Consider the following 24,497-nt stretch of genomic DNA (forward strand, 5'->3'; position numbering starts at 1 on the left):
GAGAGGGGAAGGAGCAGACGATGGCGACTGCCACCGACATTCCCGAGAGCACGACCGAGGTCGCGGTCGCGACCGAACGGCGCCGCAGGAAGAACGACCGCTGGCGCGACACCGCCACCGTGGTGGCTCTGCGTTTCGCGGTGATCGCGCTCTGCCTGGTCCTCTGGCAGGTGATGAGTGGACCGGTCCTCCCGGAGTACGCGGTCAGCAAGCCGACCGACGTGTCGCACGCCCTGGGGAAGCTGCTCGGCTCCGCCTCCGGGTGGAACGACATCAAGGTGACCTCGATCGAGGTGGCGGCCGGATTCGCCATCGGCGTGGTCCTCGGCACGGTGATGGGCCTGCTCCTGGGCTCCTTCCCGCTCGCCGGCCGGGTCCTGGAACCCCTGGTGGCGGCCGTCAACGGCATCCCCAAGATCGCCCTCGCGCCGCTCTTCCTGCTGTTCTTCGGCATCGGCCCCTGGTCGAAGATCAACATCGCTGTGACGGGCGTGTCCTTCGTCGTCTTCTACAACGTCTATCTCGGTCTGCGCCTGCGAGAACGCGAACTCGTCGAGATCGTCCAGGTGATGGGCGGCCGCCGCCACCACGTCCTCGGCTACGTCACGATCCCCACCCTCGCCGCCCCCTTCTTCGCCGCCCTCAAGACCGGCGGTCCTCTCGCCATCCTCGGCGTCATCGGTGGCGAGTTCATCGCCTCCTCCGAAGGCGTCGGCCACGAACTGTTCACCTCGGCCATGAACCTCGACGCCGCGACCGAGTTCGCCGGCCTGATCGTCCTGGTGGTGATGACCCTCATCCTGAACGGCGTGCTGAGTTGGCTGGACAAGTACGCGCTGAAGCGGTTGGGGCTCGGTCCAAGGAGGCCGACCGAGCGACGCGCCGGTTGACCGCCGCCCCACAAAACCCCTGCTCACACCGGGTTTCCCGGTCGTCCCCGGGACGGGCAACAGGAAACCCGTCGACCCCGGCAGTCCTCCCGGGACAGGCTGATCCCGTCAGCATGAAGCACGGCCTGCGACGACGCAGGAGACCCACCAGGGGGTCCCGGCATGCTCCGGCGGACCGGAATCATCGGCACACTCAGCGGGCTGCTCGCCCTCCTCCTCTGGGCACCCACGGCGGTCGCCGCCCCGGCCGCATCGGCGGCGAGCGGCTGCGGTGTCCTCGCACCAGGCGGCTCGGCCGCCGCCGAACGCGCGATCGCGGCCGCCTGCGCCCAGGTCGACGCGGGCACCTGATACACGTGGGGCGGCGGGCACGGAGCCCAACCCGGCGCCACCTACGGCCAGGTAGACGCCACCGACCCGGCCGGCGAACACGACCCCGAGCGACTCGGCTTCGACTGCTCGGGCCTGGTGCGCCACGCCTACGCCCAGGCCACCGGCTCCGACATCCTCAACGGCGTCGCGAGCCAGCAGTACTACACGGTCCGCGCCGCGGCCCGCTTCACCGCCGCCCAGGGCACAGCCCCGCTGCTCCCCGGCGACCTGCTGGCCTACGGCACCTCGCAGAGCCTGCACCACATCGCCATCTACCTCGGCGCGGGCAAGACGGTCGAGGCGAAGCAGTCCGGCACGCATCTGATGGTCAGTCATGTCCGCCTGGGCGGCGACTACTTCGGCGCCGTCCGCGTCAACACCGGTGCGGTCACCGGGCATGTCCTCCAGACCTGGGGCACCGGCGTCCGGACGAAGACGGCACCCTCCGTCAGTGCAGGCCGCGTCTACGCCTTCCCCGGCCCGACCACCATCCGCGTCGAGTGCCAGAAGCACGCCGAGGTCGTCACCTCCGACGGCTGCACCAACGACGCCTGGGCCTATCTGCCCGACTACAAGGCCTGGATGACCAACATCTACATCAAGGGACCGGCCCGGCTGGACGGCGTACCCACCTGCGCCTGGTAAATCCCATGCTCCACCACCCCGGGCTTCCCTACACTCGCCACATCCGTTGACGAGTGAGGGGAGCCCGCCGTGCATGACCGCACCGCCGTGATCCTCGTGTCCTCGTCCCTCCGGTGCCCGCTGCGCGGCCGGTACCGGACGCCCGTGACGTGACGACCTTTTGACGCTCCGTCAATTCATCTCTCCCGCACGGGAATTGCGCCGCCCTGCACGGAATCACTCTCGAAAGGCCATGGGCCGTGCGCACCGAACGCCCCCTCACCACCCCGCTCTCCGCCGTCCGAAACCTGGGCATCCTCGCCCACGTCGACGCCGGCAAGACCACCGTCACCGAGCGGTTCCTCTACCTCACCGGTACCACGCACAAGTGCGGTGAGGTCCACGACGGCACCACCGTCACCGACTTCGACCCTCAGGAGCGCGACCGTGGGATCACCATCTTCGCCGCGGCCGTCACCTGCGCCTGGGACGGCCACCGCATCAACCTGATCGACACCCCGGGCCATGTCGACTTCGCCGATGAGGTGGAACGGTCCATGCGCGTCCTCGACGGCGCCATCGCGGTGTTCGACGCCGTCGCGGGCGTAGAGCCGCAGAGCGAGTCGGTATGGCGCCAGGCCGACCGGTACGGCGTGCCGCGGATCGCCTTCGTCAACAAGCTGGACCGCGCGGGCGCCGACCTCGACACGGCCGTCGCGTCGATCCGGGAACGGCTCCATCCGGCGCCGCTGGTGGTGCAGTTGCCGATCGGCACGGAGGACGGGTTCACCGGCGTCGTCGATCTGCTGCGGCTACGGGCCCTGGTGTGGACCGACGAAGGCGACACGGCCGAGGAAGTCCCGGTGCCAGAAGCCCTGTTGGAGGAGGCACGACGGCGACGACGGCTGCTGGAGGAGACGGTGGCGGAACTGCATCCGGGTGCGCTGGAAGAGTTCTACGACAACTCGACGCTGTCCGCCGAGTCGTTGGGTGCGGCGCTGCGCGACCTCACCCGCACCGGGGACGGCGTGGTCGTACTGTGCGGCTCGGCCTACCGAAACCGCGGCATCGAACCGTTGCTGGACGCCGTGGTGGCGTATCTGCCTTCGCCGTCGGACGTGCCGCCGGTACGGGGAACGGACGACGACGGAGGCGAGCAGGAACGCGCGGCCGACCCTCAAGTACCCCTCTCCGCCCTGGCGTTCAAGGTGAGCGCGACGGCGACCGGCCGACTGACCTACCTGCGGATCTATTCGGGCACCATCGAGAAGGGAGACACCGTGTGGGATCCGGGCGCGCGGCGCACCGAGCGGATCGGGCGCATCCTGCGGGTGCAGGCCGACCGCCACGAACGGCTGGACCGGGCGGTCGCCGGGGACATCGTCGCGGTGGTCGGACTGAAGTCCGCCCGCGCCGGCTCGACCCTGTGCGCGCCGGACGCCCCGCTCGTCCTCGAACCGCCCACGGTCGCCGACCCGGTGGTGTCCGTGGCGGTCGAGTCCCGCAGGAGCACCGACACCGACCGTCTGGCGTCGGCATTGGCCCGACTGGCCGAGGAGGACCCCTCGTTGGTCGTCCGGACCGATACCGAGACCGGCCAGACGGTCCTGTCCGGCATGGGTGAACTGCACCTGGAGGTCGCGGTGGAGAAGATCCTCCGGGCCACCGGCGTGGAGGTCAACGTAGGCCGCCCGAGGGTGGCTTACCGTGAGACGGTCGTGCGCGGAGTGTTCGGTCTGGTCTTCCGGCATGTCAAACAGGACGGTGGATCGGGCCAGTTCGCGCACATCGTGCTCGACGTCGAACCGATGGAGGGCCTCGGCTTCGCGTTCCGCTCGACGGTCGTCGGCGGGCGGGTGCCGCAGGAGTACGTCCGCTCGGTGGAGGCGGGCTGCCGTGACGCCCTCACCGAGGGGCCGACCGGCGGGTTCCCGGTGACCGGGCTGCGCGTCACGCTGACCGACGGGGCGACCCATGTGAAGGACTCCACGGAGCAGGCGTTCCGCACGGCCGGCCGCCTCGGCCTCCGTGAAGCCCTGCGCACCTGCACGACGGTCCTCCTCGAACCGGTCGTCGAGGTCACGGTCACCGTGCCCGAGGACGCGGTCGGCGGAGTGCTCGGCGACCTGGCGGCCCGGCGCGGCCGAGTCACCGGCTCGACGACCCGCACAGGTTCGGCGATCGTCACGGCGACCGTGCCCCTGGCCGAACTCTTCGGCTACGCGACGCGGTTGCGCAGCCGGACGCAGGGCCGGGGCACGTTCACCGCCCGGCCGACGGGGTATGCGCGGGTGCCGGGTGCGGCGGTGCCGGCCGTCCGGTAGCGGTGTCCGACAGCGGTGTCCGGGCGGGAGGCGTCTCACGGCGAGGCGCCTCCCGCCGCCCGGCCCGGAGAGGCACCCTCGGGACGACACGTCAGCTACCGAGGAGCACCGCATGATCTTCATCGCCGTACGGTTCCCCGTCCGCCCGGAGTACCGCGACGAATGGCTCGACCGGGTCGCCGACTTCACCGCCGCGACCCGCGCCGAGCCCGGCAACCTGTTCTTCGAGTGGTCGGTCGACGCGGCAGACCCCAACCGCTTCGTCCTGCTGGAGGCGTTCGCCTCTCCGGAGGCGGGTGCCGCCCATGTCGGCTCCGAGCACTTCAAGGCGGCCATCGCGTGGATGCCGGACGTCGTGGCGGAGACGCCCGACATCATCAACGTCGAGGTCGAGGGCGGAGGTTGGTCGCAGATGGCGGAGATCACGCCACGGGCGTGACGGCGGCGGGTGCGGACCGGAGGGGGAGCTCCGGCCCGCAACCCGCCACGACTTCAGGGGTGTCAGGCCCAAGGGCCTCAGGGGTAGGACACCACCGTGGACGGGACCGTCGACGTGCCCGAAGTCGCCGCTCCCGTCTCGTTGATGACGTGTTCGTACTGCCCCTGGCCGCCGAGCGAGACGACCAGCAGGTCGTGGAACTTCACGCCCGAACGGTTCGGCGCCGCGAAGCCGTTGTGCTGCACGATCGTCGGGTCGACGTTGTAGTAGCAGTAACTGCCCAGGCCCCAGCCCTCGTGCACGGTCACGCCGTCGGCGACCTTGTAGGCCGCGTAGCCCTTGATCGAGCCGTTCTGGATCGCCGCCTGGTTCGGGGCGTCGTACGCCTTCTCGTTCTGGAAGAAGATCGTCCGGCCCCGCTCGCCGTTCCACTGCACGTCGTACTTGTTGAAGTGCTCGACGAACAGGCCGGTGGTCAGTACGTCGGCGCCGTTGACCACGAGGCCGTAGTCGGCCCGGTTGGTGTCCCAGCCGATGCCCGTGCCGTGGTCGGCACGCCAGAGCCAGGTGTGGTCGACGATGGTGTGGCGGTTGTTGATGACCATGCTGGTGGTGGCCTTGCCGGCGCCCGCGCCGCCGATACGGACGAACACGTCCTGCACGGTGGTCGGGTTGGCGGAGTGGTCCGTCGTCGTGCCCGCGGGGCCGACTTCCAGCAGGGTGCTGGAGTTGACCGTGCCCGCGTCGATCAGGAACCCGGCCAGCCGTACGCCGTCGACGTCGGCGGTCTTGAGGGCGGTAACTCCGTTGTCGGGGACGAGAGTTGCGTAACCCAGGCCCAGGACAACGGTGTTGGCGCGGTTCACCTGGATCGGCTGGTCCAGGTGGTAGATGCCCGGGGTCAGCAGGAGGTGAAGTCCCTGCGTGAGCGCCTGGTTGAGGGTGGCCGCCGTGACGCCCGGCTTCGCGACGTAGAACTGGGAGAGGGACAGCGAGGTGCCGCGCGGTGTGCCGTTGCCCCACGTCACGCCGCTCGCGTTGGTGCGCTTCTCGGGGAGGAAGACGCGGTACTCGGTGCCGTTCAGATAGAGGAAGGGCTTCTCGCGGGAGACCGGTGTCGTCGCGAGGGTGGTGTACACCGGGTTCGGGAAGCCCTGTGCCGGTGCGCCCTGGACGCCTGAAAAGACCATGTTCCAGACGCCGTTGAGCCAGCTGCCGATCACGCTGTCCCGGGTGTACCACTGCTGCTGCGAGTACGGCTGGACCTGGCCGTCGATCCGGCTGTCGGCGATGTAGCCGCCGCTGGCCCAACCGTAGCCGTTGGGCGCGAGGTTGAGGCTGCCGCGCACATGCATACGACGGAAGGGGGCCGCCTGAGCCACGGCCCACCTGTTGGTTCCGCTGACGGGCACGAGCGCGAGGTTCTCCGCCGAACGCCAGAAGTTCTGCGTGGCGTTGCCGTTGAACCAGCCGGCGTCGACCGTGACGTCACCGTTGATCGTGGTGTCGTCGGGGGAGAGGCCGAGGCCCGCGATCGAGGTGTAGAAGCCGAGTTGGGCGTTGAGCCCGGAGTAGGTGCCGGGCTTGAAGAAGAAGGCGTAGCGGCCCGTGCCGAACTGGGCCGTCTCCTGCTGGGCGAAGACCTGGTCCAGCTTCGCCTGGATGCCTGCGGTGGACGGGTCGAAGACGATCACGTTGGGGCCGAGATCGCCGCCGCCGGGCAGTGCGCGCGGTGTCACCGCGGTGGGGGTGGAGGGGGCGGCTGAAGCGGCGGTGGGCAGGCCGACCAGCGCGGAAGCGGCGGCGGCTGCACCGAGAACTGTTCTGCGTCGAACTGAAGACATCTCGCGGCTCTCCTTGTTCATGAAATGAACGCCGGTGGGGTTGGGAGCGCTCTCTCGCGGGGGAATGCTTCAGGTCCGTGAACACAGTCGTCAAGAGGTACGACCGAGTTCGACGAGTGGCGTCCAAACTCTTGACGCTTTTGGCTTCCGAGGTTTAACTCACGTCCTAAATTAAGTCGTGAGTGCATTCCCTGAAGGGACACCCGGAGTATGCGCAGCATCCGAGCCGCGGCCGTAGGCGCCGTCACCATGTCACTCGCCCTAGCGGCCACGGCCTGCGGAGGCGGTTCGTCCACGGGTGGGGGATCCAACGACTCGCCCAAGACGCTCACCTACTGGGCCTCCAACCAGGGCGCCAGCATCGCGATCGACAAGAAGGTCCTGCAGCCCGAGCTCGACAAGTTCAAGCAGCAGACCGGCATCACGGTGAAGCTGGAGGTCGTGCCCTGGTCCGACCTCCTCAACCGCATCCTCACGGCGACGACTTCGGGTCAGGGTCCCGACGTCCTGAACATCGGCAACACCTGGAGCGCCTCCCTGCAGGCCACCGGCGCCTTCCTCCCGTGGAGCGCGGCCAACTTCGCGAAGATCGGCGGCAAGGACCGCTTCGTCGACTCCGCGCTCGGCTCCACCGGCGCCACGGGCAAGGACCCGGCCGCCGTCCCGCTGTACTCCATGGCGTACGCGCTCTACTACAACAAGCAGATCTTCGCCGACGCCGGAATCTCCGGGCCGCCCGCCACCTGGGCCGAGTTGGTCGCCGACGGAAAGAAGATAGAGGCGAAGGGCAAGCAGGCGCTCGGCGCCGAGGGCGCCAACGTCTCCGAGAACATCCACCACACCTTCGTCTTCGCCAAGCAGCACGGCGCCGACTTCTTCACCGCCGACGGCAAGGCCGACTTCACCAACGACGGTGTCGTGGCCGCCGTCAAGCAGTACGTCGACCTGATGGCCAAGGACAAGGTCATCCCGGTCGGCAACGCCGAGTACGCGCAGAACCAGTCCGTCAGCGACTTCGCCAAGGGCAAGACGGCGATGCTGATGTGGCAGTCCGCGTCCGCCAACCTCAAGTCGCAGGGCATGAGCGACAGTTCGTACGGCATCGCCCCGATACCCGTGCAGTCGGGCACCCCGGGCACCGGCGCGCAGACCAACTCGATGGTGGCAGGCATCAACCTGGCCGTCTTCAAGAACACGAACAACTTGGACGGTTCCACCAAGTTCGTGAAGTTCATGACGAGCGATGCCGAGCAGAAGATCCTCAACACCGCCTACAGCTCCATCCCGCCGGTGAAGACCGCGCAGGAGGACACCGCGTTCAACACCCCCGCGAACGCCGTCCTGAAGAACACCCTCGCGACCAGCGCCGCCGCGCTGCCGCAGGTCGCCGACGAGTCCCAGTTCGAGACGGCGGTCGGCACGGCCGTCAAGGACCTGTTCGCCGACGCCGCCGCCGGGCGCGCGGTGACGACCGCGTCGGTCAAGGCGGAGCTCGAAAAGGCTCAGCAGCAGATGCCGGCGAAGTGAGTGCGACTGTGACGAGCACTGTCACCCCGGAGGCCGCCGAGCGGAAGGACTCTTCCGACACGGCGGCCCCCGGCCCGCGCCGCCGCCGTACCGACCGGATCCGCCGCATCGGACTGCCGTATCTGCTGCTCCTGCCCGCCCTGATCCTCGAACTCCTGGTCCACCTGGTGCCGATGGTCATCGGCATCGTCATGAGCTTCAAGGAGCTCACCCAGTTCTACATCCGCGACTGGGGCACCGCGCCTTGGACCGGTTTCGGCAACTACAAGGTGTCGGTGGACTTCAGCGCCCCCGTCGGCAAGGCGCTGCTTCACTCCTTCTTCGTCACCGTCGGCTTCACCCTGCTGTCGGTCGCCTTCTGCTGGCTGATCGGCACGGTCACCGCGATCTACATGCAGGAGAACTTCCGCGGCCGCGGCGTCTTGAGAGCGCTCTTTCTGATCCCGTACGCGCTGCCGGTCTACGCGGCCGTCATCACCTGGGTGTTCATGTTCCAGCACGACAACGGCCTGGTGAACCACGTCCTGCACGACCAGCTGCACATCACCAGCAAGCCGTCGTTCTGGCTGATCGGCGACAACAGCTTCTACGCGCTGCTCATCGTGCACGTGTGGAAGGGCTGGCCGTTCGCCTTCCTCATCGTCATGGCCGGCCTGCAGAACATCCCCAAGGAGCTGTACGAGGCGGCGTCGATCGACGGCGCGGGCATGTTGCAGCAGATCCGCCGCATCACCCTGCCGTCACTGCGCCCGGTCAACCAAGTACTGGTCCTCGTCCTGTTCCTGTGGACGTTCAACGACTTCAACACGCCGTACGTCCTGTTCGGCCGGTCCGCCCCCGAGGCCGCCGACCTCATCTCGGTGCACATCTACCAAGCCTCGTTCGTCACCTGGAACTTCGGCACCGGCTCCGCGATGTCGGTCCTGCTGCTCCTGTTCCTGCTCGTCGTCACCGCCGTGTACCTGGTACTCACCTCACGTGGACGGAGGTCGGCCGATGTCTAGTTCCTCTCTCTCCAGGTCGCCGATGGCCCCGCCCCGCTCCTTCATCTGGTCGCGGCGGATCTTCCTCACCCTGCTCACCGGCTTCGTCCTGGTGCCGGTGTACGTCATGCTCTCCAGCTCCCTGAAACCGCTCTCGGACGTCACGGGCAAGTTCCGCTGGCTGCCGAGCGGTCTCACGATCCGCCCGTACATCGACATCTGGTCGACGGTCCCGCTCGCGAAGTACTTCATGAACTCGCTGATCGTGTCCGTCGCCGCGACCCTCTGCTCGGTGGTGATCGCGGTCTTCGCCGCGTACTCCGTCAGCCGCTACGAGTTCCGCGGCAAGCGCGTCTTCACGGTCACCGTCCTGTCGACGCAGATGTTCCCCGGCATCCTGTTCCTCCTCCCGCTGTTCCTCCTCTACGTCAACATCGGCAACGCCACGGGCATCGCCCTGTTCGGCTCACGGGGCGGCCTGATCCTGACGTACCTCACCTTCTCGCTCCCGTTCTCCATCTGGATGCTGATCGGCTACTTCGACTCCGTGCCAAGGGACTTGGACGAAGCGGCACTGGTCGACGGCTGCGGACCGCTCGGCGCACTGCTGCGCGTCGTCGTACCGGCCGCGATCCCCGGCATCGTCGCGGTCGCCGTCTACGCCTTCATGACCGCGTGGGGAGAAGTCCTCTTCGCCTCCGTCATGACCAACGACTCGACCCGCACGCTCGCCGTCGGACTCCAGGGCTACTCCACGCTCAACGACGTGTACTGGAACCAGATCATGGCCGCCTCGCTGGTCGTCAGCGTGCCCGTGGTCGCCGGCTTCCTGCTGCTGCAGCGCTATCTCGTCGCCGGGCTGACGGCGGGCGCCGTCAAGTGACCGACCCGACCAACTCCGCTGACCGTAAAGGGACTTCAGTGACCATCGACTTCGCCGCACTCCCGCACGACTTCCTGTGGGGCACGGCCACCGCGGCGTACCAGATCGAGGGAGCCGTCGCCGAGGACGGACGCGCGCCGTCGATCTGGGACACCTTCTCGCACACTCCCGGAAAGATCGCGAACAACGACAACGGCGACGTCGCCTGCGACCACTACCACCGCTGGCGCGAGGACATCGGCCTGATGCGCCAACTCGGCGCCAACGCCTACAGGTTGTCGATCGCCTGGCCCCGCGTGATCCCCGGCGGCGACGGCCCGACCAACCCCAAGGGCCTGGCCTTCTACGACGAGTTGGTGGACGGACTCCTGGAGGCGGGCATCACCCCTTCCGTCACCCTCTACCACTGGGACCTGCCCCAGGCGCTCCAGGACCGCGGCGGCTGGCCCGAACGCGCGACCGCCGAGCACTTCGCCGCGTACGCCTCGGTCATGGCCGAACGCCTCGGCGACCGCGTCACCCACTGGACGACCCTCAACGAGCCCTCCTGCTCGGCCTGGATCGGCCACCTCGAAGGCAAGATGGCACCCGGTTGGACCGATCTAACCGCCGCCGTCCGCGCCTCGTACCACCTGCTGCTGGGCCACGGCCTCGCCGCCCAGGCGATCCGCGCCGCCGCCCCCGGCGCCCAGGTCGGCATCGTCAACAACCTCTCCACGGTGTACCCCGCCACCGACCGCGACGAGGACGTCCAGGCGGCCCGCCGACAGGACGGCCACGTCAACCGCTGGTGGCTCGACCCGGTCCACGGCCGCGGTTTCCCGGCCGACATGGTCGAGACCTACGGCGTCGAACTCCCCGAACAGCCGGGCGACTTGGCGACCATCGGCGCCCCGCTCGACTGGCTCGGCCTGAACTACTACTTCCCGGCGACCGTCGCCGACGCCCCCAGCGGCCCCGCCCCCTACACCCGCGCCGTCCGCCGCCTCGGCGTCCCGCGCACCGGCATGGACTGGGAGATCGACGCGTCCGGCATCGAGACCCTGCTGCTCCGCCTCACTGAGGAGTACGACCCTCGAAGGATCTACGTCACCGAGAACGGCTCCTCGTTCCCCGACGTCGTACGCCCCGACGGCACCGTCGACGACCCGGAACGCCAGGACTACCTGGACCAGCACCTCGCCGCCTGCGCCTCGGCCGCCCGCAAGGGCGCCCCGCTGGCCGGCTACTTCGCCTGGTCGCTGCTCGACAACTTCGAGTGGGCGTACGGCTACGACAAGCGTTTTGGACTGGTCCACGTGGACTACGAGACCCAGGTCCGCACGATCAAGGGCTCCGGTCGTCGGTACGCGGACATCATCCGCGACCACCGCAGCCGGGCCAGGCGCGCGGCCTGACCGAGACCGCTCCGGTGGGTGCGGGCGGGGGAGCCTGCGCCCACCGGGGCACCACCATCCCCATTTATGTCATGCGCACGACAACAAGATCGGTTGCTCCATCGCCCCCTTCACCACCTCCTTCAAGGAGACCCGCATGCCATCCCGCACACTCCTCACCGCCCTCGCCACGCTCACCACCGCGGCCCTGCTGTCCACGGGCCCCGCCCTCGCGGCCCCCGCCCCGCAGGCGGCGGCCGTCGCGACCTGGGACACCGACCGCGCGGCGGCGGCCTACGCCGCGAACCCGGCCGCCGTCACCGCCTCCGGCAGCGAGAACGGCGGCACCACCCCCGGCCTCGCCTTCGACGGCGACGGCGCGACCCGCTGGTCCAGCAACTTCGCCGACGACGCCTGGATCCGCCTCGACCTCGGCACGACCCTCCGCATCGACCGCGTCACCCTCGACTGGGAGGCGGCCTACGGCAAGAGATACGTCCTGGAGGTCTCGAAGAACGGCACCGACTGGACGCCGTTCTACACGGAGACGGCGGGCACCGGCGGTTCGGTCACCACGAGCACGTACCCCCAGGAGGTGACGGGCCGCTACGTCCGCCTGCGCGGCTTGGAACGTGCCACGCCCTACGGCTACTCGCTCTACTCCTTCAAGGTCTACGGCGGTGAACCGGCCGCCGCGTCCACGACCCGCACCAACCTCGCCCTGAACCACCCGGCGTACTCCAACTACTACCAGCACAACGGCAATTCACCGGCCTACGTCACCGACGGCGGCTGGCCCGCCAACCTCAAGGACGACGCGACCCGTTGGTCCAGCGACTGGAACGCCGACCGCTGGGTCTCGGTCGACCTGGGCGCGACCTCGACGATCGACACGGTCGACTTCTACTGGGAATCGGCGTACGCCGTCGACTACTTGCTCCAGGTCTCCGACGACAACTCCACCTGGCGCACGGTCTACGAACCGTCGGCCGCCGACATCGCCGCCCGCCGAGCGAACATCCAGGCACCGGCCGACGCGACGGGTCGCCACGACACGGTCACCCTGCCCCAACCGGTCACCGGCCGCTATGTCCGCATGCTCGGCAAGGAACGCCGCTCCTTCTACAACCCGGCCCCCTACACGGCACAATTCGGCTACTCCCTCTACGAGTTCCAGGTCTGGGGCACCGGCGGCAGCGCGGCGGCGGCCTACCCCGCACTTCCCGGCGACCAGTCGGGCACGTACCAGACGACGTTCTTCGACGACTTCACGTCGGCGGCCTTGGACCGTTCCAAGTGGCGGGTCGTGCGGACGGGCACGGAAATGGGCTCGGTCAACGGCGAGTCCCAGGCGTACGTCGACTCGACGGACAACGTCCGTACCCAGAACGGCGAGTTGATCCTCGCGGCGAAGTACTGCAAGGGCTGCACCCAAGCGGGCGGCGGCACCTACGACTTCACGTCCGGCCGCATCGACACCCACACCAGGTTCGACTTCAGCTACGGCAAGGTCAGCGCCCGTATGAAGCTGCCGGTCGGCGACGGATTCTGGCCCGCCTTCTGGCTGCTCGGCAGCAACGTCGACGACCCGTCGGTCTCCTGGCCGGCCTCCGGCGAGACCGACATCATGGAGAACATCGGCTACCCGAACTGGACGAGCACGTCACTCCACGGCCCCGGCTACTCGGCGGACGGCAACATCGGCGCCCGCCAGACGTACCCGAACGGCGGCACAGCCGACCAGTGGCACACGTACGCGGTCGAATGGACCCCGACCGCGACGCGCTTCTACGTCGACGACAACCTCGTCCAGGAGACCACCCGCAACAAACTCGAATCGACCCTCGGCCAATGGGTCTTCGACCACAACCAGTACGTCATCCTCAACCTCGCGCTGGGCGGCGCGTATCCGGCCGGCTGGAACCAGGTCACCACACCGTACTGGGGCCTGCCGCAGTCGAGCGTGGACAAGGTCGCGGCCGGGGGAGTGCAGGCGGAGGTGGACTGGGTGCGGGTCGAACAGAAGAAGTGACAGCTGGGCCGGTCCGGAGCGCGGAACCGGACCGGCCCGTTCCACCGGCCGACAATCCGGTTGCCGCACGCACTGCCCCCTGACACGCTCACGCCCATGCCGACCTTCACCGCACCCGACGGAACCCGCCTCGCGTATCACGCCTCGGGCGACGGCCCGCCCCTGGTCTGCCTCCCCGGCGGACCGATGCGCGACTCGGCCTACCTCGGCACCCTCGGCGGCCTGACCGCTCACCGCCGTCTGATCCGGTTGGACCTACGAGGCACGGGCGCGTCGGAGGTGCCACGGGACCCGGCGTCGTACCGCTGCGACCGTCTCGTGGCCGACGTCGAGGCATTGCGCGAGCACCTGGGCCTCGACCGGTTCGACCTGCTCGCGCACTCGGCCGGTGCGAATTTGGCCGCGCTGTACGCGGCCCGCCACCCGGACCGTGTGGCCCGGCTGATCCTGGTCACCCCCAGCGTCTACGCGGTCGGCATCCGGATCTCGGCCGAGGACCGGCTCCAGGTGGCGCGGCTGCGCGGGTCCGAACCGTGGTTCGGACCCGCGTTCGCCGCTTTGGAGGAGATCACCGCGGGCCGGGCCACGCCCGACTCGTGGGAGGCCATCTCGCCCTTCGGGCACGCCCGTTGGGACGAGACGGCCCGTGCCTTCGAGGAGGCCGACGCGAAGGAGAAGAACGCGGAGGCCGCGGCCGTCTACGCCGCCGAAGGTGCCTTCAGCCCCGCAGACACCCGCACGGCGCTGGCCGGTTTCGCCTCCCCGGTGCGCGTTCTCGCCGGGGAGTTCGACATCTCCGCTCCGCCGCACGTGATCGCCCGGTACGCGGAACTGTTCCCGAACGCCGAGTTCGTGACCCAGCCGGGCGCCGGACACACGCCGTGGCTGGACGACGCCGAGCGGTTCGCCGCGCTGGTCCTGCCGGTCAGCAGTCCCTGAACTCCGGTGACTGGTTGAGTACTTGGGCCCGCACCGACGTGAACCGCGCATACGTCTCCCCGCCCAGCGCCCCCGGCCGGAACGCCGCCACCCGATGGCAGTTCTGGAAAGCCAGTGCCACCCCGAAGTGGCGCTCCAGGCTGCCCCGGATCGCGTCGCTGGCCAACGCCCGCAGCAACTGGCCGCGTTCCTGCTCGGACGGGGGCGGGGTCTGGTTGTCGGTGAACTCGGCTGTGCCGTCGCGCAGTTCGGTCGCGAGGCCGGCGATGAGGTCGTAGGCGTACGGCAGGGACGTGCGGACCGTGTCCACGAAGTCCGCCTCGCGGATGGTGCCGTGCTCGGCTTCGGCGAGGAGCTTCGGGGAGACGTCGAGAGACATGAAGAAGGGTGTCCTGTCTGGTAGTTGGGGATGGGGGAGCGGGCTGGCGTCAGGCAAGTGCCGGTGGGCCCGGTACGTAGTCCGGGTCCACCTGGGTGGCCAGGTCCAGGCCCATCGCTCGGTCCGCCCACGCCCGCGCGTTGCGCAGGTGGAACTCGACGGCGTGGCGGTGCAGGGTCGGCCAGTCTCTGGGGCGGGCGTCGATCGCCTCGCGGAGGATGTTCAGGGCGTGGCGGTTGTGCGACTCCAAGGCGTTCAAGTCGCCCTGTGCGTGGCCCTGTTCGGCCGCGCGTACCCAGGGTGAGTGGACCAGGTGGGTGAGGAGGTCGTCCCCCACCTCCTCCTTGAGGAAGAGCAGGTCGTCCTCTCCGGTGACCTTGTTGCCGATCACGGCGAGGCGGATCCCGAACTCCCGTGCGTGGTCCCGGTACTGGCGGTAGACGGAGACGCCCTTGCGGGTGGGTTCGGCCACCAGGAACGTCAGGTCGAAGCGGGTGAAAAGGCCGGAGGCGAAGGCGTCGGCGCCGGCCGTCATGTCGACGACGACGTATTCGTCGGGGCCGTCGAGCAGATGGTTCAAGTACAGCTCCACCGCGCCGAGTTTGGAGTGGTAGCAGGCCACCCCGAGGTCGCTCTCCGCGAACTCGCCCGTCGCCATCAGCGGTACGTCACCCGCCCGGACCACGTGCCGGGCGTGCACCTCGTCGTCGCCGAGCAGGTGCAGCAGGCGTGAGCCGCGCCCCGGCGGTGTGGTCTTGATCATGGACTCGGCGGAGGCGATGCGGGGGTTGGTGCCCCGCAGGAAGTCCTTGAGCTCGGTCAGGTGGGCGGCCAGGGGAGGGGCGGTGACCGGTTCGGTGGCGGGGGACGTGTCGGGGGACAGCGCCTCGGCCAGGTGCTGGTTGATGTCGCCGTCGATGGCGAGCACCGGGGCGCCGGAACGGTCCAAATGGCGGGCGAAAAGGGCCGACAGCGTGGTCTTGCCACTGCCTCCTTTGCCGACGAACGCGACCCGCACTACCGGTCCGCCGCTTTCGCAGTTTTGAAAATGAATGTCATGTCGCTAGGTTTTAGGGGTCGGCCGCAGGGCTGTCAAATCGAGAGCGGCCGTTGGGGTGGTCGCCGGGAGCGATCAAGGACCGGAGTCTTAATGCATATGATGTGCAAGTGCTTGACTACTGCATCAGGGCGGCAGGCCCGGACGATATCGACGGTGCGCGTGCCGTGATGCTCGACACCGTCTACCGCGACTTCGCCACTGGCTACGTACCCCGCTGGCACGGCGACATCATCGCCCCGGCCGCCGCCTACCTCGCCCCGGCCCGCCACACCCTCCTCGTGGCGCTCGACCCCGCCGACGACACCGTCGTGGCCACCGCCGCCCTCGACTCCCGCGGCCCGGTCCACCCGCCGAACCCGCGTGACCTCGCCGAGCGCTACCCCTCCGGCGAGACCGCGCAACTGCGCCGCGTCTACGTCCGCCCCGCGCACCGCCGCCGCGGCCTCGCCCGGCACCTCGTCGCCGAACTCCTCACGTTCGCCGCGACCGACGGCGGCTACCGCGCCGTATATCTGCACACCGATCCCGCCGTGCCCGGCGCCGAGGCCTTCTGGCGGTCGCTCGGGAAGGTCGTGCACGACGAGCGCGACGACCCGGGCGGCGGGCAGAGGATCGTGCACTTCGAACTGGCGATGGAGCGATAGACGCGATGCGATTCCGACGAACAAGGACACGTGGCCGTACGCGCACGCGGATTGGACCGGTCCGACGGTCCCCGCTTCTCCTCGCCCTCACGCTCACGCCACTGCTCACCGGCTGTTTCGCCTCCACCGGCGAGGGGGCGGGGGAGGCCACCGGGGGTGTGAAGTCCGGCTCCCGGCTGCGGGTCGCCCTCGCGTTCCCGCCCGCCGAGAACCTCTCTCCCTACGGCGCCGACGCCACGATCCTCAGTCGTCTCGGCGTCACCGAAGGCCTGACCTCGCTGGACGCCAACGGAGCCGCTGCCCCCGCGTTGGCCCGTTCCTGGCAGCGGGAGAGCGACCGCAGTTGGCTGTTCACCCTGCGCGAGGCCACCTTCCAGGACGGCACCGACGTCACCCCGGCCCGCGTGGCCGCCGCCCTGGACCGTTCCACCGGGGCGAAGCCCGCCCCCGCCGCGCTCTCCGGTGTCACCCTCACCGCCGAAGCCGCGGGCGCAGGCCGTGTCCGCATCACCACCAACTCCCCTGATCCCGTACTGCCGTTGAGGCTGGCCGGACCCGCCCTCGCCGTCCTCTCCCCGAAGGCCTACGACGAGAAGGGTCGCGTCGACCCGGTCGGCACCGCCACCGGTCCCTTCGAACTGACGAAGGTCACCGGCTCCACGGCGGCCACGCTCGACCGCTTCGACGACTACTGGGGCGGCCGCGCCCAGGCCTCGGGAATCGACGCACGGTTCATCGCCGACGGCACCGCCCGCACCAACGCCCTGCGCACCGGGCAGGTAGACATCGCCGAGGCGATACCCGTCGCCCAGGCCGCCACCCTCACTCCGGCCACCCGCCGCGAGACCGCCACCACCCGCACCACGGGCCTCCAACTCAACACCAGGACCGGCCCGTTCAAGGATCCGAAGCTCCGGGCCGCCGCCCGCGAGGCCGTCGTCACCTCCGCACTCGCCAAGGGCGTCTACGAAGGCCACGCCGATGCGGGTACAGGCATCTACGGCCCCGCTGTCACCTGGGCCGCGGGCAAGCACCAGCAGCCGGTCGGGCGGGTGAAGGCCGCGGCGCCCGGCGGGCGGACCATCACCCTCGCGACATACGACAACCGGCCCGAACTCCCCGAAGTGGCCCAGGTGTTGAAGCAGCAACTGGAAAAGGCCGGATTCAAGGTCGAGTTGGAGGTACGCGAGTACTCGCGGATCGAGAGCGACGCCCTGGCCGGGAAGTTCGACGCCTTCGTCGCCGCCCGCAACACCCTGGTGGACACCGGCGATCCGGTGGCCGTGCTCGCGAGCGACTACACCTGCGACGGCGGCTACAACCTCGCACTGCTCTGCGACAAGGCTGTCGACCGGGCCGTGGCGAAGGCCGAGGACACCGCCGACACCTCCGCACGCCAGAGTGCGGCGATGGCGGCCGAGGCCGAGATCCTCGGCACCGACGCGGTCGTGCCGCTGGTCCACCAGCGGGTCGTCACCGGCGTCGACACCGCCGTCGAGGGCGTGCTCCTCGACCCGTTCGAGCGCACCCTCGTCGGCACCGGAACCCGGCGCTGAACCATGCCGCACCGCACGGCCACACTCCTGTGGCGCGCGTTCCTCGCGACCGCCCTCGTCTGCGCCGTGGGCCTGCTGCCCTGGCTCTCGCACACAGACCCGGCGCTCACCGTACTGAAGGCACGGTCGGCGGAACGCGACCCGGACCCCGAGGTGCTCGCTGCCGTCCGTTCCCAACTCGCTCTGGACAACGGACCGTTGAGACTGCTCGGCCAGTGGCTCGGCGGTCTGCCACGCGGCGACGCCGGGCGGTCGTGGATCTCCGGCGCCGAGGTCATGCCCGGAGTGCTCCAAGCCCTGGGCGCGTCCCTGCTGTTGATGGGCGCGGCGCTCGCGGTGGCCGTCGTGACCACTGGCCTGGTGTGTGCCCGCACGCTGTGGCAGGGCGGGCGCGCGATGGAGCGGTCGGGCGGCGACGAGTCCGGACTCCTTGGCGTGGTGGGGGAGTTGCTCGCACGGCGATCCGGCGGCACCGGCTCCGCCGTTCTCGCCGCGCTGCCCGAGTTCCTCACCGCGTCCGTGCTCGCCTCCGTCGTCGGTGTGCAGCTCGGCTGGTTGCCGGCGCTCGGGTGGTACGGGCCACGGTGGACGGTGTTGCCCGCGCTCGCGCTCGGGCTGCCCGCAGGGGCCGTGATGGGGCGGCTGCTCGACGACCTGTTGCCCGGTGCGTTCGCCGAGCCGTGGGCGCGGGCCGCCGCCGCGCGCGGACTGTCCGGCCGGCGCATCGCCCGCCAGGCCGTACGCCGTTGTCTGCCGGGGCTGTTGCCCAACATGGGCTTGTTCGTGGTCGGGTTGACCGGCGGGGCCGTCGCCGTCGAGCAGATCTACGACATCCCCGGCCTCGGCCGCACCACCCTCCAGGCCGCCCTGGCCCAGGACCTGCCCGTCCTCCAGGCCGGCACCCTCGCCCTCCTCCTGCTCGCCGCCGTCGCCGCCGGACTCACCCGCCTCGCGGCACGCCTCCTCGTCGGCCCCGCACTGCACGCCGACGCCCTCCCCTCCCTCCACGGACCCACCACCTCAACTGCCCGACGGACACTGCCTCTTGTCTACGGCGCCGTCCTCCTCGGCGTCGTCGCGCTCGGCCTGCCCCGCGACCCCCTCGCCCTGAACACCGGCCTGCGTCTCCAACACCCTTCCTGGACCCACCCGTTCGGCACCGACGCGCTCGGCCGGGACCTCCTCGCGCGGGTCGCCCACGGCGCCGTCGACACCCTGTTGCTCGCCCTCGCGATCAGCGCGGTCGCGCTCGCCGCCGGCGTTCTGCTCGGGCTGCTGCCTCGGCTGTCCGGGCCGCTGGTCGACACGGTGAACGCCGTACCGCCCGTTCTCGCCGCCCTCCTGATCACCGCCGTCGCGGGCAACGGAACCGCCACCCCCGCCCTCGCGGTGACCGCCCTCGCCTGGACGCCGCTCGCCGCGCACACCTCCGCGCTGCTGCGCCACGAGCGCGCCACCCTGCACGTGACCGCCACCCGGGGCCTGGGCGCGAGCCGTTGGCACATCCTGCGCCACGAACTGCTGCCCGCCGTCCTGCCACCCGTCACCCGCCACGCCCTGCTCCGCCTACCCGGCATCGCCCTCGCCCTCGCCTCGCTCGGCTTCCTCGGCCTCGGCGCGCAGCCGCCCTCCCCTGAGTGGGGCCTCCTCCTCGCCGAGAACCAGCCCTACGCCGAACGCGCCCCCTGGGCCGTCCTCGCCCCCGCCGCCGTACTCGTCCTGCTCGGCGCACTGGCGGTGACAGCGGCCGGAGGCGTGCGAGCCACCGGACAAAGGGAGTTGGCCGCCCGATGACCTCCGTGGCCCTTGTGCGTGTCTCCCTCTCGCCTCTCCTCAAGCTGCTGATCCTCACCCAACTCGCCTTCAACATCGGCTTCTTCGCCGTGCTGCCGTTCCTCGCCGAGCACCTGGCGGATGCGATGGGCATGGCGGGCTGGCTGGTTGGCCTTGTGCTGGGACTGCGGACCTTCAGTCAGCAGGGGCTGTTCGTGGTCGGCGGGGCCCTCGCCGACCGGTACGGCGTACGGCCCGTGGTGCTCGCGGGGTGCGTGCTGCGGATCGCCGGGTTCGGCTGGCTCGGCTACGCCGAAGAGACCTGGGCGGTGGTGGGGGCCGTACTGCTCATCGGGTTCGCCGCCGCGCTGTTCTCACCGGCCGTGGAGTCGGAGGTGGCGCGGCAGGCGGTCGAGTGGGAGGAGACGGGCGGTGGGTCCCGCACCCGGGTGCTCGCGCTGTTCACCGTCGCGGGTCAAGTCGGGGCGTTTGCAGGGCCGTTGCTCGGTTCGTTGCTGCTCGCCGTAGATTTTCGGGTGACGTGTCTCGCCGGGGCCGGGATCTTCGTACTCGTCCTCGCGGGCCATGCGTGGCTGCTGCCGCAGCACATCCCCGAGCGGGCGCAGATCACCCAGAAGGGCGGCATGCGGACCGTCGTGCGCAACAAGCCCTTCCTGGCGCTGTGTTGTGCTTACGGCGCCTATCTCCTCGCGTACAACCAGCTCTATCTGGCCCTCCCCGAGGAGGTGGAGCGTGCGGCGGGCTCGCAGGCGCCGCTTGCCTGGCTGTTCGCGCTGTCCTCGCTGCTGGTGGTGACGGCGCAGTTGCCCGTCACTCGGTGGGCGGGGAAGCGGTTCGAGCCGCGCCGGTCCATGGCTGCGGGGCTCTCGCTGATCGCCGTAGGTTTCGTGGTCGTCGCCATGGCCCAGCCCGCCGAACTGGCCGGTACCGCCGGGCTGTTGCCCGCGACCGGCTTCGTCGTCCTGCTCACCCTCGGCCAGATGCTCATCGCCCCCGTCGCCCGCGCTTGGGTCCCCGACCTCGCCGAATCCGGACGCCTCGGCCTCTACACCGGCGTGCTGTCCTCCGTCTCGGGGCTGATCGTCCTCCTCGGCAGCGCGGGCACCGGCACCCTCCTCGACACGGGGTTGCCCGCGGCCGTGCCGTGGCTGGTGCTGGCCGCCGTACCGGTCGCGGCGATCGGATTGTTGCCGCGCCGGCCACGCCAACTGCGCCGGAGATGAGCCGCAAGGCCCCCGCGTCCCACGGCCCCCGCGCTTGGACCGGTCCCGCAGCGCCGTATCCCGGTAAATCAATGCATGCCCGCACGAGTCCCCCCACCCGAACTGAACACCCCACCCGCCCCCGCCGTACCAAGCCATGAACCAGATATGAGCTGCCCCCTAAACCGCCATCGACGGCTACGGCGGCAGCGGCCCGTGGGAGGATCCGTCACCATGAGCGCATCCCCGGCGGTACGGAGCCTGCGCGCCGCGGTGTTCGCCGCGGTGTGTGTGCTGCTGGCTGCCGCCGGGCACGGGCTCGCCACCGGCGCGACGCCGCCGTGGTGGGCGGACGGTGCCGGATTCCTCGTCGTGTTCGGCATGGGGTGGCTGCTCGGCGGGCGGGAACGGTCCATGCCCGGTATCGGTGCCGCCATGCTCGCCACCCAGGCCGGGCTCCACCTCGGCTTCGACGTAGCACGGCCCCGTACCGGCATGGCGATGGCCGGTATGGCGCACATGTCGGGGCACGCCATGGCGCCCATGCGCCAGACGCAGGCGATGACCCCGCACGCGGTGGCCGCTCACGTCGTCGCCGCGCTCGTCGCGGCCTGGTGGCTGCGGCGCGGCGAGGCCGCGCTGTGGTCGCTGCTGCGCTGGGCCGTCGCCTTCGTGCCGGGGCTCGTGGCCTGGTGGCGGGACGCCCCCGTGCCGTCGGCCGGCCGAGCCATCGGCCGGCCCGGACGTGCTGCCGCCGACGCGGCACCCCTGCGCCAACTCCTCCTGCGGCACGCGGTGAGCCGTAGGGGACCACCGACTCCGATCCCGTACCCGGTCTGACACCCCAACTTCCTTTTCCCGTACGGAGATCGCCTCACCATGTCCGCATACCGCACCACCCTGCGCCGCGCAGGCACCGTCGCCGCGCTCGCCACCGCCGGAGTCCTGGCCGCCGCCGGGGTCGCCTCCGCGCACGTCACCGTCCACCCCGAGAGCTACGCCAAGGGAGCCACGGACGGCGTGCTGACCTTCCGCGTCCCCAACGAGGAGAACAAGGCCAGCACCACCAAGGTCCAGGTCTATCTGCCCACCGACCACCCCGTCCTCGGCGTGCTGGTCACCCCGCAGAACGGCTGGACCGCGAAGGTCACCACCAGCAAGCTCACGAAGCCGGTCAAGACCGACGACGGCACCATCACCGACGCCGTCTCGGAGATCACCTGGACCGGCGGGAAGATCGCGGCCGGACAGTACGAGGACTTCAACGTCGCCTTCGGTCAACTGCCCGACGACACCGACCAGTTGGCGTTCAAGACGCTCCAGACCTACTCGGACGGCGATGTCGTGCGCTGGATCGAGGAGGCCGCAGCCGGCGGCGACGAGCCGGAGAACCCGGCGCCCGTCCTCAAGCTCGCCGCGAAGGGGAGCGAGGAGGGCGACGGGACCCCGGCCGCCTCGACCACGGCGGCGGCCACCTCCACGAAGTCCAGCTCCACCTCCGCCTCCTCGTCCAGCAGCGACTCGACCGCCCGCGGGCTCGGCATCGCCGGGCTGATCGTTGGCGTGCTCGGCCTCGCGGCGGGCGCCTTCGCGGTCGTACGGAGCCGGACCCCGCGGTCGTAGCACCCAAGAGGTACGCCGAAGGGCCCGGATCACCAGTGATCCGGGCCCTTCGGCGCAACCGTCCCTACTGCGAGACCAGTTCCAGCAGCTTCTCCTCCACCGGAACCTCCTCGACGCGGGAGGTGCGAGAGGTGCGCCACAGCCACACGACGTCCCGGCCGAACGACCACACCAGCGTGCCCAGCGCGAGGGCCACCACGCCGATGTTGGCGGTGTGCGGCAGCAGGTTCGCGCCGGCCAGCAGCAGGAGGATGCCCTGGGTGGCGGCGACCGTCTTGCGGGCGGTGCTCGGCGGCAGCGGGGCGTTGAGCCACAGCCAGACGCGGGCCGCGGCGACGAACGCGTAGCGCATGCCGCCGATCAGCAGGACCCACGGGCCCATCTGCGTCGAGACGTACACGCTGAGCACCAGGATCAGGAACGCGTCGACCTCCATGTCGAAGCGCGCGCCCAGCGCGGTGGACGTACCCGTGCGCCGGGCGACCTTGCCGTCGACGCCGTCCAGGATCAGGGCCACCGCCGTCAGTCCGACCAGCAGCGTGACCGGCGGCGAGCTCTCGAAGGAGTCCGCGACCAGCGCGGTCACCCCGCCGACCAGGATGGCCCGGCCGAGAGTGACCCGGTTGGCCGGGCCGAAGGAACGGGTCCGGGTCCGGTGCAGGGCCTTCGAGAGCACGGCCCAGGTGGCGATCGCGAATGCCAGGCCGGTCAGCCAGCCGGCCGGCCCCATCCCGATCGCCGTGCCGAGCAACGCCAGCAACAGGATCTGAACGCCCGCTCCCACAGCGGTCTCCTGCTGGACCAGCCTTGCTTCGTATGTGTTGTTCAGGGCCACCGCACACCCTCCGGCCGTATGACAGAGTCGATCAACGCCGCGTACTGTGCGCGGCCTGTGGTTACCCGTACGTGAACAGCTTCCCGATCGTTCAGGAGGATTCCGATGAAGCGCACCGCGAGGGCGTTTTGGATCGGTCCACCCGGTCACGGCGAGATACGAGACGTCGTCCTGCCCGACCCCGCCGAGGACGAGGTGGTGGTCCGCTCCCTGTGGTCCGGCGTCAGCCGCGGCACCGAGACCCTGGTCTTCCGCGGGGGCGTCCCCGAGAACCAGCACGCGACCATGCGGGCCCCCTTCCAGGAGGGCGACTTCCCAGGTCCGGTCAAGTACGGCTACCTCAACGTCGGGGTCGTGGAGGAGGGCCCGGACGCGCTGCTCGGCCGTACCGTCTTCTGCCTCTATCCGCATCAGACGCGCTACGTCGTCCCCGCCAGCGCCGTCACACCCGTGCCGGACTCCGTGCCCGCCGGGCGGGCCGTTCTCGCCGGGACCGTGGAGACCGCCGTCAACGCGCTGTGGGACGCGGCGCCGCTGGTCGGCGACCGGATCGCCGTGGTCGGGGGAGGGATGGTCGGCTGCTCGGTGGCCGCGCTGCTGGCCCGTTTCCCGGGCGTGCGGGTCCAGTTGGTGGACGCCGATCCCGCACGCGCCAAGACCGCCGAGGCGCTCGGCGTCGGCTTCGCGCTGCCGGCGGACGCGCTCGGCGACTGCGACCTCGTCGTCCACGCCAGCGCCACCGAACAGGGCCTCACCCGCGCCCTGGAACTCCTCAGCGCCGAGGGCACGGTCCTCGAACTGAGCTGGTACGGCGACCGGAAGGTCAGCCTCCCGCTCGGCGAGGCCTTCCACTCCCGCCGCCTGGTCATCCGCAGCAGCCAGGTCGGCACCGTCTCCCCGGCCCGCGCGAATCGGAGCTACGCCGACCGGCTCGCCCTGGCCCTCGATCTGCTGGCCGACCCGGCACTGGACGCGCTCGTCACCGGGGAGAGCGACTTCGAGGAGCTGCCGGAGCTGCTGCCCAGACTCGCCTCGGGGGAGATCCCGGCGCTGTGTCACCGGGTCCGTTACGCCGACATCGGTTGAGAACTGTTCAATCCGGAACGAGCAAGACCGTCTGACCTGAGAAAAGAGTGAGAGAGGGCTGAACAGGGGGAGGCGTGGAGCCGTA

General features: G+C 70.1%; 21 protein-coding genes and 1 pseudogene. 18 read left to right on the plus strand and 4 right to left on the minus strand.

What is annotated here, in order from left to right; genetic code table 11:
• The first annotated feature begins 20 nt into the window (after positions 1–20).
• The 5 genes and pseudogenes from AB0I69_RS13310 (at position 21) to AB0I69_RS13330 (ending at position 4,649) form a co-directional block, all read left to right on the plus strand.
• Positions 21–890 (plus strand): ABC transporter permease, encoded by an 870-nt coding sequence (locus AB0I69_RS13310; protein WP_363095736.1) that lies wholly within the window; start codon positions 21–23, stop codon positions 888–890.
• A gap of 162 nt (positions 891–1,052) precedes the next feature.
• Positions 1,053–1,241, plus strand: coding sequence for a hypothetical protein (locus AB0I69_RS13315; RefSeq protein ID WP_363095737.1), 189 nt, complete (start codon positions 1,053–1,055; stop codon positions 1,239–1,241).
• Positions 1,242–1,253: 12 nt separating this feature from the next.
• Positions 1,254–1,907 (plus strand): annotated as a pseudogene (locus AB0I69_RS13320) (NlpC/P60 family protein); the annotation flags it as partial.
• A gap of 239 nt (positions 1,908–2,146) precedes the next feature.
• Entirely contained in the window at positions 2,147–4,210 is a 2,064-nt protein-coding gene (gene fusA / locus AB0I69_RS13325; RefSeq protein ID WP_363095738.1) for an elongation factor G, read from the plus strand.
• 112 nt (positions 4,211–4,322) lie between these two features.
• Positions 4,323–4,649 (plus strand): putative quinol monooxygenase, encoded by a 327-nt coding sequence (locus AB0I69_RS13330; RefSeq protein ID WP_363095739.1) that lies wholly within the window; start codon positions 4,323–4,325, stop codon positions 4,647–4,649.
• Between the two features lie 77 nt (positions 4,650–4,726).
• Here the strand turns inward: AB0I69_RS13330 and AB0I69_RS13335 are convergent, their stop codons facing one another.
• The gene (locus AB0I69_RS13335) at positions 4,727–6,493 is read right to left on the minus strand and encodes a coagulation factor 5/8 type domain-containing protein (protein WP_363095740.1); all 1,767 of its coding nucleotides are present in this window, start codon (positions 6,491–6,493) and stop codon (positions 4,727–4,729) included.
• 210 nt (positions 6,494–6,703) lie between these two features.
• Between AB0I69_RS13335 and AB0I69_RS13340 the strand changes: the two genes are divergently transcribed.
• The 6 genes from AB0I69_RS13340 (at position 6,704) to AB0I69_RS13365 (ending at position 14,233) form a co-directional block, all read left to right on the plus strand.
• Positions 6,704–8,020, plus strand: coding sequence for a sugar ABC transporter substrate-binding protein (locus AB0I69_RS13340; protein WP_363095741.1), 1,317 nt, complete (start codon positions 6,704–6,706; stop codon positions 8,018–8,020).
• Between the two features lie 8 nt (positions 8,021–8,028).
• Complete coding sequence (locus tag AB0I69_RS13345) at positions 8,029–9,024, plus strand: sugar ABC transporter permease (RefSeq protein ID WP_363095742.1); 996 nt, start codon at positions 8,029–8,031, stop codon at positions 9,022–9,024.
• Positions 9,017–9,886 (plus strand): carbohydrate ABC transporter permease, encoded by an 870-nt coding sequence (locus tag AB0I69_RS13350; RefSeq protein ID WP_363095743.1) that lies wholly within the window; start codon positions 9,017–9,019, stop codon positions 9,884–9,886. Before AB0I69_RS13345 ends, AB0I69_RS13350 begins: the two co-directional genes overlap by 8 nt.
• Before the next feature lie 38 nt (positions 9,887–9,924).
• Entirely contained in the window at positions 9,925–11,283 is a 1,359-nt protein-coding gene (locus AB0I69_RS13355; RefSeq protein WP_363095744.1) for a GH1 family beta-glucosidase, read from the plus strand.
• A 136-nt stretch (positions 11,284–11,419) separates the two neighbouring features.
• The gene (locus tag AB0I69_RS13360; protein ID WP_363095745.1) at positions 11,420–13,294 is read left to right on the plus strand and encodes a discoidin domain-containing protein; all 1,875 of its coding nucleotides are present in this window, start codon (positions 11,420–11,422) and stop codon (positions 13,292–13,294) included.
• Between the two features lie 96 nt (positions 13,295–13,390).
• A complete protein-coding gene (locus AB0I69_RS13365; protein WP_363095746.1) occupies positions 13,391–14,233 on the plus strand; it encodes an alpha/beta hydrolase in 843 nt (280 codons plus the stop codon).
• Here AB0I69_RS13365 and AB0I69_RS13370 read toward each other — a convergent pair.
• Both AB0I69_RS13370 and AB0I69_RS13375 read right to left on the minus strand, forming a co-directional pair.
• The gene (locus AB0I69_RS13370; RefSeq protein ID WP_363095747.1) at positions 14,220–14,612 is read right to left on the minus strand and encodes an SCO5389 family protein; all 393 of its coding nucleotides are present in this window, start codon (positions 14,610–14,612) and stop codon (positions 14,220–14,222) included. The two genes, AB0I69_RS13365 and AB0I69_RS13370, sit on opposite strands and share 14 nt — an antisense overlap.
• Positions 14,613–14,661: 49 nt before the next feature.
• Positions 14,662–15,630 carry an ATP-binding protein gene (locus AB0I69_RS13375; RefSeq protein ID WP_363095748.1) on the minus strand — a complete coding sequence of 323 codons (969 nt, stop codon included), beginning with the start codon at positions 15,628–15,630 and terminating at the stop codon, positions 14,662–14,664.
• A 149-nt stretch (positions 15,631–15,779) separates the two neighbouring features.
• On the opposite strand from AB0I69_RS13375, the gene AB0I69_RS13380 reads away from it, so the two are divergent.
• From AB0I69_RS13380 to AB0I69_RS13405, 6 genes are all read left to right on the plus strand, one after another.
• Positions 15,780–16,316 (plus strand): GNAT family N-acetyltransferase, encoded by a 537-nt coding sequence (locus tag AB0I69_RS13380; protein ID WP_363095749.1) that lies wholly within the window; start codon positions 15,780–15,782, stop codon positions 16,314–16,316.
• 5 nt (positions 16,317–16,321) lie between these two features.
• Entirely contained in the window at positions 16,322–17,872 is a 1,551-nt protein-coding gene (locus AB0I69_RS13385) for an ABC transporter substrate-binding protein (protein ID WP_363095750.1), read from the plus strand.
• A gap of 3 nt (positions 17,873–17,875) precedes the next feature.
• Entirely contained in the window at positions 17,876–19,666 is a 1,791-nt protein-coding gene (locus AB0I69_RS13390; RefSeq protein WP_363095751.1) for an ABC transporter permease subunit, read from the plus strand.
• Positions 19,663–20,889 (plus strand): MFS transporter, encoded by a 1,227-nt coding sequence (locus AB0I69_RS13395; RefSeq protein ID WP_363095752.1) that lies wholly within the window; start codon positions 19,663–19,665, stop codon positions 20,887–20,889. Before AB0I69_RS13390 ends, AB0I69_RS13395 begins: the two co-directional genes overlap by 4 nt.
• Before the next feature lie 213 nt (positions 20,890–21,102).
• Positions 21,103–21,708: a hypothetical protein gene (locus AB0I69_RS13400; RefSeq protein WP_363095753.1), complete on the plus strand. Its 606-nt coding sequence runs from the start codon at positions 21,103–21,105 to the stop codon at positions 21,706–21,708.
• Between the two features lie 39 nt (positions 21,709–21,747).
• Entirely contained in the window at positions 21,748–22,491 is a 744-nt protein-coding gene (locus tag AB0I69_RS13405; protein ID WP_363095754.1) for a YcnI family protein, read from the plus strand.
• Between the two features lie 64 nt (positions 22,492–22,555).
• Here AB0I69_RS13405 and AB0I69_RS13410 read toward each other — a convergent pair whose 3' ends face one another.
• Positions 22,556–23,326 carry a CDP-alcohol phosphatidyltransferase family protein gene (locus AB0I69_RS13410; RefSeq protein ID WP_363095755.1) on the minus strand — a complete coding sequence of 257 codons (771 nt, stop codon included), beginning with the start codon at positions 23,324–23,326 and terminating at the stop codon, positions 22,556–22,558.
• A gap of 105 nt (positions 23,327–23,431) precedes the next feature.
• Between AB0I69_RS13410 and AB0I69_RS13415 the strand changes: the two genes are divergently transcribed.
• A complete protein-coding gene (locus AB0I69_RS13415) occupies positions 23,432–24,412 on the plus strand; it encodes a zinc-binding alcohol dehydrogenase (protein ID WP_363095756.1) in 981 nt (326 codons plus the stop codon).
• Positions 24,413–24,497 lie beyond the last annotated feature (85 nt).

The organism is Streptomyces sp. NPDC050508, assembly GCF_040655155.1.
In the GTDB taxonomy this organism is placed as follows: Bacteria; Actinomycetota; Actinomycetes; order Streptomycetales; family Streptomycetaceae; genus Streptomyces.